General features: G+C 65.6%; 18 protein-coding genes and 1 tRNA gene. 3 read left to right on the plus strand and 16 right to left on the minus strand.

Annotated elements, in window-relative coordinates:
- Positions 1-3: 3 nt before the first annotated feature.
- From R0232_RS30180 to oxc, 9 genes are all read right to left on the minus strand, one after another.
- Positions 4-1,014 carry a 2-dehydropantoate 2-reductase gene (locus R0232_RS30180; protein ID WP_296796832.1) on the minus strand — a complete coding sequence of 337 codons (1,011 nt, stop codon included), beginning with the start codon at positions 1,012-1,014 and terminating at the stop codon, positions 4-6.
- Between the two features lie 30 nt (positions 1,015-1,044).
- Complete coding sequence (locus tag R0232_RS30185; protein WP_431510441.1) at positions 1,045-1,812, minus strand: fumarylacetoacetate hydrolase family protein; 768 nt, start codon at positions 1,810-1,812, stop codon at positions 1,045-1,047.
- A gap of 63 nt (positions 1,813-1,875) precedes the next feature.
- Positions 1,876-2,775, minus strand: a complete 900-nt coding sequence (gene sucD, locus R0232_RS30190) for a succinate--CoA ligase subunit alpha (RefSeq protein WP_093347806.1) — start codon at positions 2,773-2,775, stop codon at positions 1,876-1,878.
- A gap of 338 nt (positions 2,776-3,113) precedes the next feature.
- On the minus strand, positions 3,114-4,292 hold the full coding sequence (gene sucC / locus R0232_RS30195; protein ID WP_431510442.1) for an ADP-forming succinate--CoA ligase subunit beta: 1,179 nt from the start codon (positions 4,290-4,292) through the stop codon (positions 3,114-3,116).
- 35 nt (positions 4,293-4,327) lie between these two features.
- A complete protein-coding gene (locus R0232_RS30200) occupies positions 4,328-4,660 on the minus strand; it encodes a hypothetical protein (protein WP_057590858.1) in 333 nt (110 codons plus the stop codon).
- Positions 4,661-4,913: 253 nt separating this feature from the next.
- On the minus strand, positions 4,914-6,161 hold the full coding sequence (gene frc, locus R0232_RS30205) for a formyl-CoA transferase (RefSeq protein ID WP_057590857.1): 1,248 nt from the start codon (positions 6,159-6,161) through the stop codon (positions 4,914-4,916).
- Positions 6,158-6,601 carry a PAS domain S-box protein gene (locus tag R0232_RS30210; RefSeq protein WP_203202883.1) on the minus strand — a complete coding sequence of 148 codons (444 nt, stop codon included), beginning with the start codon at positions 6,599-6,601 and terminating at the stop codon, positions 6,158-6,160. Before R0232_RS30210 ends, frc (R0232_RS30205) begins: the two co-directional genes overlap by 4 nt.
- An 84-nt stretch (positions 6,602-6,685) precedes the next feature.
- Positions 6,686-7,939, minus strand: coding sequence for a formyl-CoA transferase (frc, locus tag R0232_RS30215; RefSeq protein ID WP_057590855.1), 1,254 nt, complete (start codon positions 7,937-7,939; stop codon positions 6,686-6,688).
- 25 nt (positions 7,940-7,964) lie between these two features.
- Positions 7,965-9,803 carry an oxalyl-CoA decarboxylase gene (gene oxc / locus R0232_RS30220; protein WP_093347815.1) on the minus strand — a complete coding sequence of 613 codons (1,839 nt, stop codon included), beginning with the start codon at positions 9,801-9,803 and terminating at the stop codon, positions 7,965-7,967.
- A 156-nt stretch (positions 9,804-9,959) separates the two neighbouring features.
- Between oxc and R0232_RS30225 the strand changes: the two genes are divergently transcribed.
- The gene (locus R0232_RS30225; RefSeq protein ID WP_093347817.1) at positions 9,960-10,568 is read left to right on the plus strand and encodes a Crp/Fnr family transcriptional regulator; all 609 of its coding nucleotides are present in this window, start codon (positions 9,960-9,962) and stop codon (positions 10,566-10,568) included.
- A gap of 16 nt (positions 10,569-10,584) precedes the next feature.
- Here R0232_RS30225 and R0232_RS30230 read toward each other — a convergent pair whose 3' ends face one another.
- From R0232_RS30230 to R0232_RS30245, 4 genes are all read right to left on the minus strand, one after another.
- Positions 10,585-11,421 (minus strand): cytidylate kinase family protein, encoded by an 837-nt coding sequence (locus tag R0232_RS30230; protein ID WP_431510443.1) that lies wholly within the window; start codon positions 11,419-11,421, stop codon positions 10,585-10,587.
- Between the two features lie 16 nt (positions 11,422-11,437).
- Positions 11,438-12,967 carry a tripartite tricarboxylate transporter permease gene (locus R0232_RS30235; RefSeq protein ID WP_093347823.1) on the minus strand — a complete coding sequence of 510 codons (1,530 nt, stop codon included), beginning with the start codon at positions 12,965-12,967 and terminating at the stop codon, positions 11,438-11,440.
- Positions 12,968-12,989: 22 nt separating this feature from the next.
- On the minus strand, positions 12,990-13,514 hold the full coding sequence (locus R0232_RS30240; protein ID WP_431510444.1) for a tripartite tricarboxylate transporter TctB family protein: 525 nt from the start codon (positions 13,512-13,514) through the stop codon (positions 12,990-12,992).
- A gap of 128 nt (positions 13,515-13,642) precedes the next feature.
- A complete protein-coding gene (locus R0232_RS30245; protein WP_431510445.1) occupies positions 13,643-14,671 on the minus strand; it encodes a Bug family tripartite tricarboxylate transporter substrate binding protein in 1,029 nt (342 codons plus the stop codon).
- A gap of 330 nt (positions 14,672-15,001) precedes the next feature.
- Between R0232_RS30245 and R0232_RS30250 the strand changes: the two genes are divergently transcribed.
- Both R0232_RS30250 and R0232_RS30255 read left to right on the plus strand, forming a co-directional pair.
- A complete protein-coding gene (locus R0232_RS30250) occupies positions 15,002-15,241 on the plus strand; it encodes a hypothetical protein (protein WP_093347832.1) in 240 nt (79 codons plus the stop codon).
- Between the two features lie 58 nt (positions 15,242-15,299).
- Positions 15,300-15,374 (plus strand) — tRNA-Arg (locus R0232_RS30255).
- 714 nt (positions 15,375-16,088) lie between these two features.
- On the opposite strand, the gene R0232_RS30260 is transcribed toward R0232_RS30255, so the two are convergent.
- The 3 genes from R0232_RS30260 to R0232_RS30270 form a co-directional block, all read right to left on the minus strand.
- Positions 16,089-17,816, minus strand: a complete 1,728-nt coding sequence (locus R0232_RS30260) for a ShlB/FhaC/HecB family hemolysin secretion/activation protein (protein WP_431510446.1) — start codon at positions 17,814-17,816, stop codon at positions 16,089-16,091.
- A gap of 11 nt (positions 17,817-17,827) precedes the next feature.
- On the minus strand, positions 17,828-18,439 hold the full coding sequence (locus tag R0232_RS30265) for a hypothetical protein (protein ID WP_431510447.1): 612 nt from the start codon (positions 18,437-18,439) through the stop codon (positions 17,828-17,830).
- Between the two features lie 90 nt (positions 18,440-18,529).
- Positions 18,530-18,844: a hypothetical protein gene (locus tag R0232_RS30270; protein ID WP_431510448.1), complete on the minus strand. Its 315-nt coding sequence runs from the start codon at positions 18,842-18,844 to the stop codon at positions 18,530-18,532.
- Between the last annotated feature and the right edge of the window lies 1 nt (position 18,845).

Genomic DNA, 18,845 nt, shown 5'->3' on the forward strand with positions numbered 1-18,845 from the left:
TCCTCAGGCGAGTTCGCGCAGCCGGACCTGGCCGCGCTGTTCTTCCATGGTCCGCGCGAGCAGCTTCACGAGCGAATACACGGTGTCGATGTGGGGAGTCGAGGTCTCGGTGAGCCGCGCGAGTTCGACCACCGCGCCGACCAGTGCGTCGATCTCGGGCGCGCGGCCGGCCTCCACGTCCTGCAGCATCGAGGTCTTGTGCTTGCCGACCTTCTCGGCGCCGGCGATGCGCTTCTCGAGCGTCACGCGGAACTCGATGCCGAGCTTGTGCGCCACGGCCTGGGCCTCGCGCATCATCGCGGCCGCGAGTTCGCGCGAGGGCGGGTATTGGCAGATGTCGACCAGGGTCGAGTGCGAGAGGCTGCTGATCGGGTTGAAGGTCAGGTTGCCCCAGAGCTTGAGCCAGATCTCGGCGCGGATGTTGTCGAGCACCGGCGCCTTGAAGCCCGCGTTGGCGAAGCAGGCCGCGATGCGCTCGACGCGCTCGGTGGTCGCGCCGTCGAGCTCGCCGACCGGGAAGCGGTCGCCCTCGATGTGCTTGATGACGCCGGGCGCGATCAGCTCGGAGGCCGGATAGACCACGCAGCCGATCACGCGCCGCGGCGGGATCTTGGTGTTGAGCACGCCCTGCGGGTCGACGCTGCGCACGGTGGTGCCCTCGAGCACGCCGCCGTGCTTCTGGAAGTACCAGTAGGGAATGCCGTTCTGCATGGTCACGACCGCGGTCTCGGGCCCGAAGAGCTTGGCCACGTCGTCGGCCACGGCCTCGACCTGGTGCGCCTTCATCGCGAGGATCACGAGGTCCTGCGGCCCGGCCTCGTCGTAGCGGTCGGTGGCCCGCACGTTGCGCGCCACCTGCTCCTCGCCCTCGGCCGACACCAGCTTGATGCCGTTGGCGCCGATGGCCTGGAGGTTGGCGCCGCGCACGATGAAGGTCACGTCCTCCCCGGCCAGCGCGAGTTTGGCGCCCACCAGGCCGCCGATGGCCCCCGCGCCGATGATTGCTATCTTCATGTCGATCCCCAAGAGTTGAAATTCTTCGCGTCAGCCGAAACGATTGGATAGACGACCAATGCCGTCGATCTCCACTTCGACCAGGCTGCCGGGCTTCATCGAGCCCACGCCCACGGACGTGCCGCACAGGATCACGTCGCCGGGATGCAGGCTCATGTCCTGCGAGATGAGGCTGACCAGCCGCTGCACGGAGAAGCGCATGTCGCTGATCGGATAGTTCTGCCGCTCCTCGCCGTTCAATACGGTGCGCACCACCAGCGTGGCGGGATCGAGGCCGGTGGCGATGACCGGGCCCATGGGGCAGAAGGTGTCGAAGCCCTTGGCGCGCACCCACTGCGCGAACGAGGCATCGCGATTGAGGATGTCGGCCACGGTGACGTCGTTGGCGCAGGTGTAGCCGAACACGTGCTCGAGCGCGCGTTCCTCGGAGACGGCGGTGGCGGTCTTGCCGATCACGATGCCGAGCTCGCCCTCGAACACCACCTTGCCGTCGCACAGCGGCTTGCGGATCGGCGCCTCGTGCGCCGAGAAGGAGTTCGGGGCCTTCAGCAGGTAGAGCGGCTCCTCGGGCACGGCGAGCTTGAGCTTCTCGCCGAGCGCGTGGAAGTTGTTCCACAGTGCGATGACCTTGGTCGGCTCGCTCGGCGACAGCAGGCGCAGGCCGGCCAGCGCGAACACGCGGCCGGTGGGCTCGGGCGTGCCGTACATGTCGCCGCGGTACTCGCGCACGGCGTCGTCCTCCAGGGTGCCGAAGGCGGCTTCTCCGGCGTGTTCGAAACGGACCCAACGTTGTGGCATGTTGTGCTTTCTTTTGATGCTGTGAATGCGGGTGGGCCGACAGGCGCTGCGCGAGTGCGGGGCCTAGTCGAACGGCAGGTAGTCGGGGACGACCAGCGAGGCCAGCAGCTTCCCCATCTCGGCCGGGTTGTCGGTCACGTGGATGCCGCAGGCCTTCATGACGGCGAGCTTCTCCTGCGCCGTGCCCTTGCCGCCGGAAATGATGGCGCCCGCATGGCCCATGCGCTTGCCGGGCGGCGCGCTGGCGCCGGCGATGAAGCCGACCACGGGCTTGCGCATGTGGGCATGGATCCAGCGCGCGCACTCTTCCTCGGCATCGCCGCCGATCTCGCCGACCATGATGACGGCGTCGGTGCGCGGGTCGTCGTTGAACATCTTCAGCACGTCGATGTGCCGCAGCCCGCCGACCGGATCGCCGCCGATGCCGACCACGGTCGACTGGCCGATGCCGAAGCGCCCGAGCTGGCTCGCGGCCTCGTAGGTCAGGGTGCCCGAGCGCGAGACCACGCCAATGCGGCCGCGCTGGTGGATGTGGCCCGGCATGATGCCGATCTTGATCTCGTCGGGCACGATGAGGCCGGGGCAGTTGGGCCCGAGCAGCAGGGTCTTGCGCCCTTCCATGCGGCGGCGGGTACGGATCATGTCGCGCACCGGAATGCCCTCGGTGATGCAGATCACGAGGTCGAGCTCGGCATCCACCGCTTCATCGATGGCCGCGGCGGCGAAGGCCGGCGGCACGTAGATCACCGAGACGGTGGCGCCGGTGCGGGCCTTGGCTTCCTTGACGGTGCCGTAGATGGGAATGCCGGCCATGGCCTGGCCGGCCTTCATCGGATTGACGCCGGCGACGAAGCAGTGGCGTCCGTGGCCGTACTCGAGGCAGGCCTGGGTATGGAACTGGCCGGTCTTGCCGGTGATGCCCTGCGTGATGACGCGGGTGTGGCGGTTGATGAGGATCGACATCTTTTTCCTTTACCGCTCTGTGAGGTCCGCTCTTGTTTTGTTGGAGCTGCTGTTCGGGGCGCGTGCACAGGACAGCGGGTACTTCCCTCCGCGAATGTCCCCCGCCTTCGGCTCCTCCTTTATTTCGCTGCGGGAAGCACCCACTGCCCTGTGCACGGAGACGCTGCGGTGGTGCCGGCCGATCAACTGCTGCGCGTCTGGCGCGCGTCGGCGGGGTACTCCCCGCAGCGAAATCAAGGAGGAGGCCGAAGGCCGGGGGACATTCGCGGAGGGGAGTACCCCGTCGGCGCGTGCCCGCAACGAACGACAAAAAGCTCGCCCCAAAAAACAGCGCCAATTCATCGCTGCCCCTTAGGAACCCGAGCCACGACAACCGCCTGCCGAGCCGCCTCGCCGATATCCTCGGCCCCGATGATCTGAAGCTCCGACTGCGCGAGGATGGTCCGCCCCAGGTCCTCGTTCGTGCCCTTCATGCGCACCACCAGCGGCACCGACAGGGCCGTCTCGCGTGCCGCGGCGACGATGCCGTGGGCGATCACGTCGCAGCGCATGATGCCGCCGAAGATGTTGACCAGCACCGCCTTCAGGCGCGGGTTGCGCAGCATCAGCTGGAAGGCCGCGGTGACCTTCTCCACGCTTGCGCCGCCACCCACGTCGAGGAAATTGGCCGGCGATCCGCCATAGAGCTTGATCGCGTCCATCGTCGCCATCGCGAGGCCCGCGCCATTGACCAGGCAGCCGATGTCGCCATCGAGCGAGATGTACGACAGGTCGAACTTCGAGGCTTCGATCTCCGTCGGATCCTCCTCGTCGAGGTCACGCATCGCGGCGATCTCGGGCTGGCGGAACAGCGCGTTCGGGTCGAAGCTGAGCTTGGCATCGAGCGCCATCAACCGGCCGTCGCGCGTGCGCACCAGCGGGTTGATCTCGGCCAGCGAGGCGTCGCTCGCATCGAAGGCCTGGTAGAGCTTTTGCATGAACTCGCGCGCCTGCACCACGTCGCGGCCCGCGAGGCCGATCGAGCGTGCGAGCGCATCGGCCTCGGTTGCCTTGATCCCCGTCTCGGGGTCGATGAACAGCGTGTGGATCTTCTCGGGCGAGCGCGCGGCCACCTCCTCGATGTCCATCCCGCCTTCGCTCGACGCCATCAGCGCCACGCGCCGCGCACCGCGGTCGACCACCATGCCGAGGTAGAACTCCTGGTCGATCTCCACCCCCTCCTCGACCAGCAGCTGCCTCACCACCCGGCCCTCGGGTCCCGTCTGGTGCGTGCGCAGCGTCATGCCGAGCAGCGCCTGCGCATGGCGGCGTACCTCCACGCCCGACCAGGCCAGCTTCACCCCGCCGCCCTTGCCGCGTCCGCCCGCATGGATCTGCGCCTTCACCACCCACGAACGCCCACCGAGCCGGGCGGCGGCATCGGCCGCCTCGTCGCTCGTGCGGCAGACGAAACCGCGCGGCGTCGCCACGCCATGGCGGCGCAGCACTTCCTTGCCCTGGTATTCGTGGATGTTCATCGGATCAGCCGTGATTTGATTTATTCAATTGCAATTCAGGCGCCGAGTTCGGCACCGCGGCATTCGGCCCAATTGAAATGGCGCTTCGACAGCGGCGCGGAACCTTCGCCTTCGCGCCGCTTGTAGGCTTCCTTCTTCTGCTCGATCGCATCGGCCAGGAATGCCGCGTCGTAGGCGCGCAGCAGATGCGGATGATTCGCCTCGAGATAATGGCCAATGCGCTTTTCCGGTTCCTGCGCCGTGCCCATCAGGTCGCAATAGGTTTGACGGTCCCAGTGCCAGCGCAAGCCCAGTTCGTAGAAGGCGGCGTTGTAGGCATTGCGTTCGGTTTCATCGAGCCAGTATTGAACGGGCGTGAGGTTCTGCATGGTCTGCTCCTTTCGAATGACTGCCGTGCGGTGAATTGAATGACTTGCCGGCATGTTCAAACTGTAGAAGTGCAGAACGATAAATAACAGTCAAACTATTTTATTGAGAGCATTCATTTGGAGTTATGCATGACTCCAATTCAATTCAAAGAAAGAAGACGAACGAATCCCTTCGCCGCCGGCCATGCCATTGGCGAATCAATTGCGGATTCTTTCGAATTGGCGCGGAATTACCGCGCCGCGTTCTTCGTCGTCAGATCACGCGTTCGGCGCGCAGCGCCGCCACGTCTTCCAGGCCGTAGCCCAGCTGCATCAGCACTTCCTCGGTGTGCTCGCCCAGGAGCGGCGAGCGCTTCACCTCGGTGGGGCTGTCCGACAGCTTGATCGGATTGCCCACCGTCAGGTACTTGCCGCGCGTGGGATGGTCGACCTCGACGATGGTCCCGGTCTCGCGCAGCGATTCGTCGGCGGCGATCTCCTTCATCGAGAGGATCGGCCCGCACGGAATGTCGTACTGGTTCAGGATGTCCATGGCCTCGAACTTGTCCTTGGTCATGGTCCATTGCTCGATGCGCGCGAAGATCGGCTTCAGGTGCAGCAGGCGCGCGGCCGGCGTGGCGTAGGCCTCGTCGGTGATCCAGCCTTCCTCGCCGATCACCTTGCACACCGCCGGCCACACGGCCGCCTGCGTGATGAAGTAGATGTAGGCGTTGGGGTCGGTCTCCCAGCCCTTGCACTTGAGGATCGAGCCGGGCTGGCCGCCGCCCGAGGCATTGCCCGCGCGCGGCACCGCGTCGCCGAACTTGCCGTCGGGGTACTGCGGGTATTCGTGCATGGTGCCCGTGCGTTCCAGCCGCTGCTGGTCGCGCATCTTCACGCGGCACAGGTTGAGCACCGCGTCCTGCATCGGCGCCAGCACCTTCTGGCCGCGGCCGGTGCTGTTGCGCTGGAACAGCGCCGCCAGGATGCCGAGCGCGAGGTGCAGGCCGGTGCCGCTGTCGCCGATCTGGGCGCCGGTCACCATCGGCGGGCCGTCCTCGAAGCCGGTGGTCGATGCCGCGCCGCCGGCGCACTGCGCCACGTTCTCGTAGACCTTGCAGTCGGCGTACTTGCCGGGGCCGAAGCCCTTGACCGAGGCCACGATCATGCGCGGGTTGAGCTTCTGGATGTGTTCCCAGGTGATGCCCATGCGGTCGAGCGCGCCAGGCGCGAAGTTCTCGACCAGCACGTCGCAGGTCTTGATCAGCTCGTCGAGCACCTGGCGACCCTTGGGGTTCTTGGTGTCGAGCGTGATCGAGCGCTTGTTGTGGTTCAGCATCGTGAAGTAGAGGCTGTCCACACCGGGAATGTCGCGCAGCTGGCCACGCGTGGCATCGCCTTCGCCGGCGCGCTCGACCTTGATGACGTCGGCGCCGAACCAGGCCAGCAGCTGCGTGCAGGTGGGGCCGGATTGCACGTGGGTGAAATCGAGGATGCGGACACCCTCCAGCGCTTGACTCATCGACTGTCTCCTTCTTTGATCGTGGTTTCCGCTTCTAGCAGACGAGCGCGCAGTTTGCGCTCTTCCGCGAATCGAGCTGTCTCGTCGCGGACGATGGCGACGATGCCCGAGACCTCGCGTTGTGGCGAAAACAGCATCGACACCGTGAAGGCGATCGACAAGGTGCGGCCGTCCTTGTGCAGGGCCGGCACGCGCAGCAGATCGGCACCGTACTTGGTGATGCCGGTGTCCATGGTCTTGTGGTAGCCGTCCCAGTGGCGCTGCCGCTGGCGCTCGGGAATGATGAGGTCGAGCGAGCGACCCAGCGCCTCGGCCTCGGTGAAGCCGAAGATGCGTTCGGCCGCGGGGTTCCACAGAACGATGGCCCCGGCCGCATCGCACACCATGATGGCATCGCCCGCCCCTTCGACGAGCTGCCTGAAATCCACTGAAGCTTGCATGCTGGCCTCCCGCCTCGACGCATCCGAAATACCGCGCCCCCCCGGCGCTTCGTGGACTGGAAAAGCCCCGGGGGAACGCCTGGGTCAGACTGCCTTCGCTTCGTGCAGCGCGGCGATCTGCTGTTGGCTGTAGCCGAGCTCGGCCAGCACGTCGTCGGTGTGTTCGCCCAAGAGCGGCGAACCGGTGATCTCGGGCTTGAGGTCCGAGAACTTGATCGGGCTGCCCACGGTGAAGTAGGTGCCGCGTTCCTTGTGCGGCACTTCCACGATCGAGCCGCTCTTGCGCAGCGATTCGTCGTTCAGCAGTTCCTTCATCGTCAGCACCGGCGCGCAGGGGATGTCGAACTTGCGCAGGATGTCGACCGCCTCGAACTTGGTCTTGTCGGCCAGCCAGCCCTCGATGGTCGCGAAGATGTCGGTGATGTGCGGCTGGCGTGCCTTGGCGGTCATGTAGTCGGGATCGGTCTTCCACTCGGGCTTGCCGATGGCGTCGCAGATCGGTGCCCAGGCATGGCCCTGCACGGTGAAGTAGATGTAGGCGTTCGGGTCGGTCTCCCAGCCCTTGCACTTGAGCACCCAGCCCGGCTGGCCGCCGCCGCCGGCATTGCCGCCGCGCGGCACCACGTCGCTGAAGGTGCCGTGCGGGTACTGCGGGTATTCCTCGAGGTAGCCCAGGCGATCGAGGCGCTGCTGGTCGCGCATCTTCACGCGGCACAGGTTGAGCACGGCGTCCTGCATCGAGCAGGCCACGCGCTGGCCCTTGCCCGTCTGCTCGCGGCCGATGATGGCCGTGAGGATGCCGATCGCCAGGTGCATGCCGGTGTTGCTGTCGCCCAGCGCCGCGGCGCTCACGGTCGGCGGGCCGTCCCAGAAGCCGGTGGTGGAGGCGGCGCCGCCCGCGCACTGCGCGACGTTCTCGTAGACCTTCAGGTCGTCGTAGTGGTGGCCGTCGCTGAAGCCCTTGACCGAGGCGACGATCATCTTCGGGTTCAGTTCCTGGATGCGTTCCCAGCTGAAGCCCATGCGGTCGAGCGCACCGGGGCCGAAGTTCTCGACCAGCACGTCCGATTCCTTGATCAGCTTCTCGAGCACCACCTTGCCCTCGGGCTGCTTGGTGTCCAGCGTCAGCGAGCGCTTGTTGCTGTTGAGCATGGTGAAGTACAGCGCGTCCACGTCGGGGATGTCGCGCAGCTGCGAGCGCGTGACGTCGCCAGCGCCGGGGCGCTCGACCTTGATCACGTCGGCGCCGAACCAGGCCAGCAGCTGGGTGCAGGCCGGACCGGCTTGCACGTGCGTGAAGTCGATGATCTTGATGCCGTTGAGAGGTTTGTTGCTCATGTCGAATCTCCTGGAATGAAAGGAATCACTTCTTCTTCGCCGTGGCCGGATTGAGGCTGGTGATGCGGCCGCTCTCGGTGCCCGCGGTCTCGTCGATGACGGCATTGATCAGGGTCGGGCGGCCCGTGGCGACGGCCTCGGTCAGGGCCGCCTGCAGCTCGTCGGCGGTGGTCGCATGGACGCCCACGCCGCCGAAGGCTTCCATCAGCTTGTCGTAGCGCGCGTTCTTCACGAACACGGTGGGCGCCACGTCGGGCGTGCCGCTGGGGTTCACGTCGGTGCCGCGATAGACGCCGTTGTTGTTGAACACGATCACGCAGATCGGCAGGTTGTAGCGGCAGATGGTCTCGACCTCCATGCCGCTGAAGCCGAAGGCGCTGTCGCCCTCGATCGCGATCACCGGCTTGCCCGTGACCACGGCCGCGGCCACCGCGAAGCCCATGCCGATGCCCATGATCCCCCAGGTGCCCACGTCGAGGCGCTTGCGCGGCTCGTACATGTCGACGATGCTGCGCGCGAAGTCCAGCGTGTTGGCGCCTTCGTTGACGACGATCGCATCGGGCCGGGCCTTGACCTGGTCGCGGATCACGCTGAGCGCGCTCTGGAAGTTCATCGGCGAGGGACGCGCGGCGAGCGTGGCGGCCATCTTCGACAGGTTCTTGTCCTTGCGCTCGGCGATGGCGCCGGTCCACTCGGTCGGCGGCTTGGCCCACTTGGCGTCGATGCCCGCGAGCAGCGCGGCCACGCAGGAGCCGATGTCGCCGATCACCGGCGCGGCGATCGCCACGTTGCTGTCGATCTCGGTCGGCGCGATGTCGATCTGGATGAACTGCTTGGCACCCTTCTCCTGCGCCCAGGTCTTGCCCTTGCCGTGCGAGAGCAGCCAGTTCAGGCGCGCGCCCACCAGCAGCACCACGTCGGCTTCCTGCAGCACGTAGGAGCGCGCGGCGGCGGCCGATTGCGCATGCGTGTCGGGCAAGAGGCCCTTGGCCATCGACATCGGCAGGTAGGGAATGCCGGTCTTCTCGACCAGCGCGCGGATGTCGGCATCGGCCTGGGCGTAGGCGGCGCCCTTGCCCAGCAGGATCAGCGGGCGCTTCGCGCCCTTGAGCAGGTCGAGCGCGCGCTGCACGGCGTCGGCGGCCGGGATCTGGCGCGGCGCGGGGTCGATGACCTTGATCAGCGAGTTCTTGCCCTTGATGGCGTCCATCGTCTGCGCGAACAGCTTGGCCGGCAGGTCGAGGTACACGCCGCCGGGGCGGCCCGAGACGGCCGAGCGGATGGCGCGCGCGATGCCCACGCCGATGTCCTCGGCGTGCAGCACGCGGAACGCGGCCTTGCACAGCGGCTTGGCGATCGCCAGCTGGTCCATCTCCTCGTAGTCGCCCTGCTGCAGGTCGACGATCTCGCGCTCGCTGGAGCCGCTGATCAGGATCATCGGGAAGCAGTTGGTGGTGGCGTTGGCCAGCGCGGTCAGGCCGTTGAGGAAGCCGGGCGCCGACACCGTGAGGCAGATGCCGGGCTTCTGCGTGAGGAAGCCGGCCGCAGCGGCGGCATTGCCGGCGTGCTGCTCGTGGCGGAACGAGATCACGCGCATGCCCTCGGCCTGCGCCATGCGGGTCAGGTCGGTGATCGGGATGCCCGGCAGCGCGAAGATGGTGTCGATGTCGTTCAGCTTCAGCGCATCGATCACCAGGTGGAAACCATCGGTGGTTTCCGCCTCCGGCGCTTCCTGCGTCATCTGCTGGAGGGCGCGCGCGACGAGTTGCTGATCGTCGGCGGCGCCGTTGGCTGGCCGACTCTTGGGCTTGATCGCCTCATCGAGCGTCGTGGCCGCCTCTTTGGCTGTGCTAACTGAAGACATGTCTCTCCTTCTGCTGGGGTGAATGGCCGAGGCCCGAGCCGCGACTATGATTCGGGCCATCCTTTCGGCCGTTGACCTCGGTCAACTTTCCCGAAAACGGCGCCGACCCCCGATGAAGCGGCGCCGCAGGCGACGAAATCGAGCAAGACGGTGACCATGACGTTGTTGGAAAACCACCCGGAGAAGAACATCATTCGCGCCCAGCTCCGGCAGAACATCCTGCTCAAGGACCTGAACGAGGGCGAGCGCGCCGAGCTCGAGGCTCACCTGGTGATCGTCGACGGCAACAAGGGCGATTTCCTGCTGCACCAGGGGGTGCGGGAGATGGAGCAGTACTTCATCCTCGACGGCATCCTCAAGCGGGTGGTGAGCAACCCGGAGGGCAAGGAGATGATCCTGCGCTTCGCCGACGAGAACGACATGGAGACCAGCTACGCGGCCATGCGCCTGGGCACGCCCACGCCCTACGGCATCGTCTGCGTCACCAAGGCCCGCGTGGCGAGCCTGCCGCTGAAGGAATGGACTGCCTTCCTGGCGAGCCACCCCCAGACCAAGGAACTGTTCGAGTTCCTCGTGATGCGCGGCATGAGCGAGATCATGGCGCACACCATCACGCTGCACCTGCTGGACGCGCCCGGCCGGGTGCACCGTTTCCTGCGCAAGCACCCCGAGCTCGTGGACCGCATCCCGAGCAAGGAGCTCGCGTCCTACCTCAATCTCTCCGCGGAAACCCTGAGTCGGCTGCGCAAGCGCGGGAAGATCTGAGGCCGTCCAAGACCCCCTAGGTCTGCTTCGCCGACGCGAAGCGCCGGGTCGTCGCCATCAGCCGCAGCTGGTTGTCCACCGCGCCCACGCCCTCCACCGCGGCCGTGACGGCCTCGGTCTGCGCGCGCTCGTCCGCGTCGAGCACGATGCCGCGCAAGCTCACGCGGCCGTGGTCGGCCTCCACCGTGACCCGGATGTCGGCCGTGGCTGCGCCGTCCTTGAGCGCCGCCTTCACGCGCGCCGCCAGCGCCATGTTGGCCAGCAGCGCACGCGAACGCGCGGTCTCTGCAAACTCGGGCCGCGCCGCCAGCGCGCGGATCTGCGCCACGCAGCTGTCGACCGTGAGCCGGTCGGTGTTGAGCACCAGGTCGTAGAGCACCGGGTCGCCCCAGGTCACGCCGAACTGCGCATGCATGCGCGCGGCGTGCGCCTCGTCGCTGCGCCGGATCTCGGCCTCGGCGAACTCGGCGTCGTCGGTCTCCAGGTGCGTCATCAGCCAGTCGATGCGCTTCTTCAGCGAACGCGTGATGCGCACGCACACCACGTGCGGCACCGGCCGCAGCAGGCAGGTGGCGCCCCAGCCGCGCAGCACCACGTTGCCGCGGTCGGCCAGCGCGAACAGTTCCTCGGCCGTGTAGAGCGCGAGGCTGCGTCGGTCGGTGGTGAGCCGCTCGACGAAACCGGCCTTGCCGCCGCGCAGGCGGCCGATCAGGCTGGTCGAGACCTGCATGCGGTCGGCGACGCGCTCGATGACCTCGTGGCGCATCGATTCCAGCCCCATCTCCTCGGCGAGCTGAACCGACACGTCCTTGGCGAGCGATCCCATTTCCTGGGTCAGTGCGATGACGGGCATGGCGTGGCCTCCGGGTTCAATCGACCGGCCGCTCGACGGCGAACTCGTCGGGCTTCTTCGGCTTGAAGAGCGCCAGCAGCTTGGAGATCAGCGGCCAGAACAGCAGCGTGAGCGCCAGGGTGGTGATGCCGCCGACCAGCGGGTTCGAGAACATGATCATCACGTCGCCCTGCGACACCAGCATGGCCTGGCGGAACGAGTCCTCGGCCTTGTCGCCGAGCACCAGCGCCAGCACCAGCGGCGCGAGCGGGAAGTCGAGCTTCTTGAACAGGTAGCCGATGACGCCGAAGCCCAGCATGAACCAGATGTCGAGCATCGCGTTGTGCACGGTGTAGGCACCGATCGCGCAGATCACGATGATCACCGGCGCGATGATCGAGAACGGGATGCGCAGGATCGAGGCGAACAGCGGCACCGTGCTCAGCACCACGATCAGGCCGACGATGTTGCCCAGGTACATGCTGGCGATCAGGCCCCAGACGAAGTCCTTCTGCTCGACGAACAGCAGCGGCCCGGGCTGCAGGCCCCAGATCAAGAGGCCGCCCAACAGCACCGCCGCGGTCGGCGAGCCCGGGATGCCGAGCGCCAGCATCGGCAGCAGCGCGCTGGTGCCGGCCGCGTGCGCCGCGGTCTCGGGCGCGACCACGCCCTCGGCCTCGCCGGTGCCGAACTTCGAGCCGCGCTTGGACATCTTCTTGGCCAGGCCGTAGGCCATGAACGAGGCCGGCGTGGCGCCGCCCGGCGTGATGCCCATCCAGATGCCGATCAGCGAGCTGCGCAGCGAGGTCATCCAGTACTGCGGCAGCTGCTTCCAGGTCTGCAGCACCACCTTCGGATCGATCTTCGCGCTCTTGCCCGAGAACTTCAGGCCCTCTTCCATCGACAGCAGGATCTCGCCGATGCCGAACAGGCCGATCACCGCGATCAGGAAGTCGAAGCCGCGCATCAGCTCGGGCTGGCCGAAGGTCAGGCGCAGCTGGCCCGTGACCGTGTCCATGCCCACGCTGGCGAGCGCGAAGCCCAGCGCCATCGAGGCCAGGATCTTGAACGGCGAGCCCTTGCCCATGCCCACGAAGCTGCAGAAGGTCAGCAGGTAGACCGCGAAGAATTCGGGCGAGCCGAACTTCAGCGCGAACTTCGCGACCAGCGGCGCGAGGAAGGTGATCATCACCACCGCGAGGAAGGCGCCCACGAACGACGAGGTGAAGGCCGTGGTGAGCGCCGCGCCCGCGCGGCCCTGCTGCGCCATCGGATAGCCGTCGAAGGTGGTGGCGACCGACCACGGCTCGCCCGGGATGTTGAACAGCACCGAGGTGATGGCGCCGCCGAACAGCGCCCCCCAGTAGATGCACGACAGCATGATGATCGCCGAGGTCGGCGACATCGTGAACGTGAGCGGCAGCAGGATCGCGACGCCGTTGGCGCCGCCCAGTCCGGGCAGCACGCCGATCAGCACGCCCAGGATGATCCCGACGAACATCAGGCCGATGTTGGTCGGTGTCAGGATCACCGAAAAGCCCTGCATCAAGGCACCGATTTCTTCCATTTCGCTTGTGCTCCGTGAGGTGTCAGTAGCCGAGGAACGAGAGCGGATCCAGCGCGCCCTTGAACAGCGGCACCTTGAACCAGACCTCGAACATGAAGAAGAACAGCGTGTTCACGGCCAGCGCCGCGAGCGCGGCCTTGGCCCAGGAGTACTTGCCCAGGATCACCATGAACAGCGCGATGTAGACCGCCGAGGCCACGTACAGGCCCAGCAGCGCGATGCCCAGCACGTAGACCAGCGCCGGCAGCAGCACCGAGAGCACGCGCCGCAGTTGCTCGCGGTCGACGAAGACCTCGGTGTTGCGGTTCTTGCCCAGCAGCGACTGGTAGAGGATGCCGATGCCCGAGATCGTGATGATCAGGCCGATGAAGAACGGGAAGTAGCCCGCGCCCGGACCGTCGCTGGTCCAGCCCGCGCCGAGCCGGCGGCTTTCGAAGATCACCACCAGGCCGGCCACCAGCAGCAGCAATGCCACCACCGCCTCGACCTTGTTCGTGGCCACGCCCGTGCGCGCGGCCGTGTCGGATACGTTGTCGTCGTGCTCCATGGAGCCCCCATCGTGTTGTTGTCGAGAGAGAGAAAACCGGGCGCGACGCCACGCGCCCGCGCGGGCGCATGCTCACGTCGTCCGATGCATCGCGGCGGCGCGCCCGGCCGCCGGTGCCTTCTTGCGTCCTACTTGCTCGCGGCCAGGAAGCCGGCCTCGGTCATCAGCGTCTTGTGCGTGATTTCCGCGCTGGCGAGCCACTTCTCGAAATCGGGGCCGGTCATGAAGGTCGGGTTGAAGGCACCCTTCTCCATGTATTCCTTCCACTCGGGCGTGGCGGCCACCTTGGTCAGCAGGTCCTTGTAGAAGGCCAGCTGCTCGGGCTTGACGCCCGGTGCCATGAAGATGCCGCGCAGCATCGTGTACTTGGCCGGTACGCCAGCTTCCTTGCAGGTGGGCACGTCGTTCCACGACTGCGTGTCGGTGACCTTGGCCTTGAAGGGCATGCGCTCGTCGTCGAACACGCACAGCGGGCGCAGCTTGCCCGCGCGCCATTGGGCCACCGCCTCGATCGGGTTGTTCACGGTGGAGTTCACGTGGCCGCCCACCAGCTGCACCGCGACTTCGCCGCCGCCCTTGAAGGGCACGTAGATGAACTTGGTGCCCGTGGCCTTCTCGAGCGCGACCGTGATGATCTGGTCTTCCTGCTTCGAGCCGGTGCCGGCCATCTTGAACTTGTTCGGGCCCGCCGCCTTCACCGCGGCGATGTACTCGCCCGCCGTCTTGTAGGGCTGCTCGGCGTTGGTCCACAGCACGAACTGGTCGAGCGCCAGCATCGCCACCGGCGTCATGTCCTTCCAGTTGAAGGGCACGCCCGTGGCCATCGGCGTGGTGAAGAGGTTCGACAGCGAGATGATGATCTTGTGCGGATCGCCCTTGGCTTCCTTCACCGAGAGAAAGCCTTCGGCACCCGCGCCGCCCGACTTGTTGACGACGATCAGCGGCTCCTTCATCAGCTTGTACTTGATGACGATGCCTTGCAGCAGCCGGCCCATCTGGTCGGCGCCGCCGCCGGTGCCGGCGGGGATCACGAACTCGACGGGCTTGGCGGGTTCCCAGGCCCATGCGGGGGTGGCGGCTGCCATGACCGCGGCGGCGGCGGTGGCGACCAGGACTCGTGCGCGACACGCGCCGAAGCGCGCAATGAAATGCTTCATCTGTTGTCTCCTGCTGTAGAGGGTGCGCTCTTTTTTTTCGTGAGTCTGAGCCGGATCCGAACAGCGCAGATGGTGCGCGTGCGCGAAACGCGCCGGCTTGATCGCGGTCAATTTTTTGAAGATTCCGTATCGGGGTAAGCCCACCCCGCGATCGGTCGCGGCGATGCGCGCGCGGGCCCTGCGCAACGCCTCGCGCGCCGCTCGCGCGATGCGTTCGGCGCGCTGGCGAGAGGCGCTTTCGCAGGCCCGACCCCGCCTTCTCAGGGGATTCGGGTTAACCCTATAAAATCGACGCCCCCGTCCACTTTCCATGCCCAGGAGCTTCCCGCCATGCCCAGCCTCGACCGATCGTCCGCCCCCGCGAAGCTGCTGCGTCGCGCCACGGTCGTCCTCAAGAGGCTGGCCTTCGAGGCCGACATGCTGCTGGGCACCCTGCTGAGCCCCAACAAGGTCATCGCCGAGGTCGAGCAGATGCGTGCCCTGCAACGCCGCGCCGACCGCATCGAGGCCACCGACCCGGCCCGCGCCGCCGCCCTGCGCTGGCACGCCTCGCGCGTCGGGCTGCGCTGAGCGCGGGCGCGCTGTCGCAGGAAAGACCGGACGAACTGGTAAAGTCCAGCCGCCCACCGTCTTCGTAGTTCAATGGATAGAACGGGGTCCTCCTAAGACTCAGATACAGGTTCGATTCCTGTCGAAGGCACCATGTTGATGTCCCAGAAGATCCATCAGCGTACTGCTGAACCGCAGCCTCCCCCGAAAATACAGGGCAACCTGTCCAGCACGTCCACGGAGGTAGAACGCCATCCGAAACACTTGGGGCATCGTGGGGGCAGAAGGCTAGGCCTGGGGCCATCAATTTTTGAGACGAGCTCTTCGCAAGGACAGCAGATGTGGGCCTGTCCCTCGTTGGCCGGCCGGTGCTGCCGCTAGCGACGGCAAGTCAATTGCGGCCCTTGCCATGCACGTAGCCCTCAGACGTGCAGAGCACTGCATCGATATCGTCAGCTCAACTTGCTGCCGTGCAACTTCACGGAGAACGATCGGGACATGCTTTTTCCGCCGATTCCACCTGGCTTGGCGGCCCATAACGGGGCGAACCACCAGAGTCCTTGATGCAAGAGACTCCGGGAATGCCTGGGTGTTGTTTTTCCTCAGAATCTCGGCGATTGCGACGGGCTCGGGCAGCGCTCGGCGCGACGGACGACACCTTATGCGATACGGGCCTTGGATCTGCCTCAGGACATGGGATGACGCCCGTCCGTCGTGCCTGGGAGGCATCGGTTGTTGCTCGCACCGCAACGCGCCACTTCTTTGCCGTCATCTCCGGTTTGGACAGATTTCTCAGGCATCAGGCGCGGCTACGACATCGCCGTTGACTGTATGTGTGTTTTTCTTCATTTTTCCATTTCCTCCTTGGTTAGAAACTTGCATTGAGATTGAAGCCGAGCGTGACCTTCGCGGTGCGATAGCCTTCTGGCTTGCTGATCGGCGCGCCGATGAAGAAGTCGTAGCTCAGCTTGCTCCACTGGCCGCGCATGCCGATGACGGCGCCGGCAAGGCTGCGACCGAGCAGGTCGCCCGTCGAGCGGCCGCCGATGTGGCCATAGTCGGCACCGACGTACAGCTCAGCCCCGCTTTGCCCCACCGCCCATCCGATGTCGCTACGGATGAGCCAGCCGCGCTCGCCCATCAGACTCGTCTCGCCATCGAAGCCGCGCACCGTGTAGCGTCCGCCGATGGCGAAGCGGTCCTGCGGCGTCAACGACGTACGGTTCCATTGGGCGCGGATCAGTCCTGAGTAGCGCAGCTTCTGTTCACCGACTTTGAATGGCGCGTTGAGGCTGATGTCGGCGGTGTAGAGCTTCAGCCGCGAAGTGCCCTCGCCGAACTCCTCTTCCGGCGCGGTACGCGAGCCGAAGCCGCCTGTGCCGCGCTTGTAGGCCAGCGTGCCCTCGAGCGTCGCCTCTCCGACGTACTCCTTGTGGCTAAGGCTGAGCTCCCAGCCTCCGACCACGCGGTGTTGAACCTCGACCTCGGTGTCGTCGACGAAGTTACGAGATTCGCGCCGCCAACCCTTGATCGACACGCTCGTCTTGCGGCTCTGGTCGCGATAGAGCAAGCGCGAGAGCTTGATCTCGGCGTTGTTGGTCTTGCCGGCGTAGACGTAGTCCTGGTTCAGGCCGGCCACGCTCTGGCGATACCGACCGTTGGAGGCGGTGAAACCCAGGAGCCAGTAGCCGTAGGGCAGCGAGTAGTGAATGGTCTGGCCTTCGGTGCCCTTGGCCGGGTCGCCGAACAGGTGACCGTTGATGCTGTGGTTGGCGCTGACGTAGAGCAGGTCGTTCAGGCCGAAGGGGCTGTCAAGGGACAAGGTTGCGCTGGTCTGGTAGCGGCCAGTAGCTTCAGTGCCGCTGTCGTCCAGGCTCAGGGTGACGCGCCACTTCTTGGATTGGACGTACTTGACGACGAGATCGCTGTCGCCGGGCTTGGCGCCTGCGGCTGTGGAGGGTTCGATCTGGATGTCGGCTTCGGCGGTGGGGGAACGCTTGAGGTTTTCCAGGCCTTGCTCGATGTCGCGCAGGTTCAGCAGATCGCCGGGGCGTGCGGGGATGGCGGTGGCGAGCAAGGCTGAGCTGCCGAGCAAGGTCAGTGAGGAGTCCGCGGTCGTGCGGATGGCTGCGATGCGGCCTGGCACCAGGGAGAGGGTCAGCGTACCGGTCGACAGGTCCTGTGGGGCGGCGAGGATTCGGGTGCTGACAAAGCCGCGAGCGATGGCGGCTTGCTGGGCGCGGGCGAGAACTACGTTAACGCCGGCTGTGCCGAGGCATCGGCCGATGGGCGAATCGTTGCCATCGGGACCGGACAAGTCGGCAACAACCCATTGGAAGGACTCGGACTGCTCGCCGACCAACAGCACGCGGTCGATGCGAAAGCATGGAGCCTCGACCTCAGGGATGCGCTGGGTCGGAGCTGGGAGCGCTGCTCGCGGACGCTGGTCGACGGTGCGTTCGTTCTGTTCGCGCAAGGCGCGTTCACGCTCTTGCTGGCGTTGCTGCTCGATAAAGGGTTGCGGCGTGCTGGGCGCTTGCGCGAACGCAAACAACGGCAACGCGACGGCGACCGCCGCCACTGTTTGATTCTTCATTGCGACAACGCTCAACGCGCGGGTGCAGGGCAACCAGGGATGCTATTGGCCATCACCGGCTGCGGCGCATCAGGATCGGTTGCATCCATGACTGCGAGGTGGCATGACATCTTTTCCCCCCAAATGAACTCGACGGTATAGGCGTGGTTCACCACCGGCGTGAAGCGCACGGTCATCGGACCGCAACTGCCGGTGTGGAAGGCCACACCCGCTCCGCTCTTGTTCCAGTTTCCGATGCTGCGGACCTGAATCGGTTGCCCTGGCGTTGCTTCATGAACCAGATAGGGACTGGCGCGCGTGCCAGCGCGCAAGGCGCTTGCAATCCAAGGGTAGACAACGCCACTTCCCGTGTAGGCGGCCACACCCAAGTGCTGAAAACTCTGGCAAGGCACCTCGGAAGTGCTCACGTCGAACAGGGCGTTGGCCGAAGTCCCAAAGGTGCGCATGACCAACTTGGAAGTACCGGGCTCGATGTCCTTCAACTCGTTATAGCCGCTATTGGCGCGTACATCTTCCGCTGCAGCGTCCGGGTTGATTTGCGAGTAGGTGCAGCCGGCAATCGCAATTGCGACGAAGCATGGTATCGCTGCGATGTGCCAAGTGTGGTTCTTGGATGACCTCATTCCGCTCCCTGAAAAAGTAGAAAACCCTTCTTTGATCGCACTGCGCGCTGTGTCAGCAGTGCACTTCCCAAGTAGGTCTGAACTTGACACTTAGTTCGTGGGTGGGCGACTCTCCGGATCGCCGTGCTGTTTGATCGTTCTTAGCGCAGCACCAAAATCTGTGATTGCATTGAGGAGTTCCGCCATTTCAAGATGTGTTCCCGCAAGACAGTCATCCCGCATTCCAAAGAAAAATTGGGGTCTTGGAAGGTCTTCGGGTAACTCGTCGATCTTTTTCTCCAAAGCCAGAGAAACCAATGGAGACAAGACGGAGCGTGTCTCCCTCAAAATTGCATCTTCATCAGAGAGCAACAAGAGTTCTTGCTGAAGCCTTCGTGCCGAAGAAATTAGATTTTCAGTACTCATG

This window comes from Variovorax sp. DAIF25 (genome assembly GCF_050711835.1).
GTDB lineage: Bacteria > Pseudomonadota > Gammaproteobacteria > Burkholderiales > Burkholderiaceae_C > Variovorax.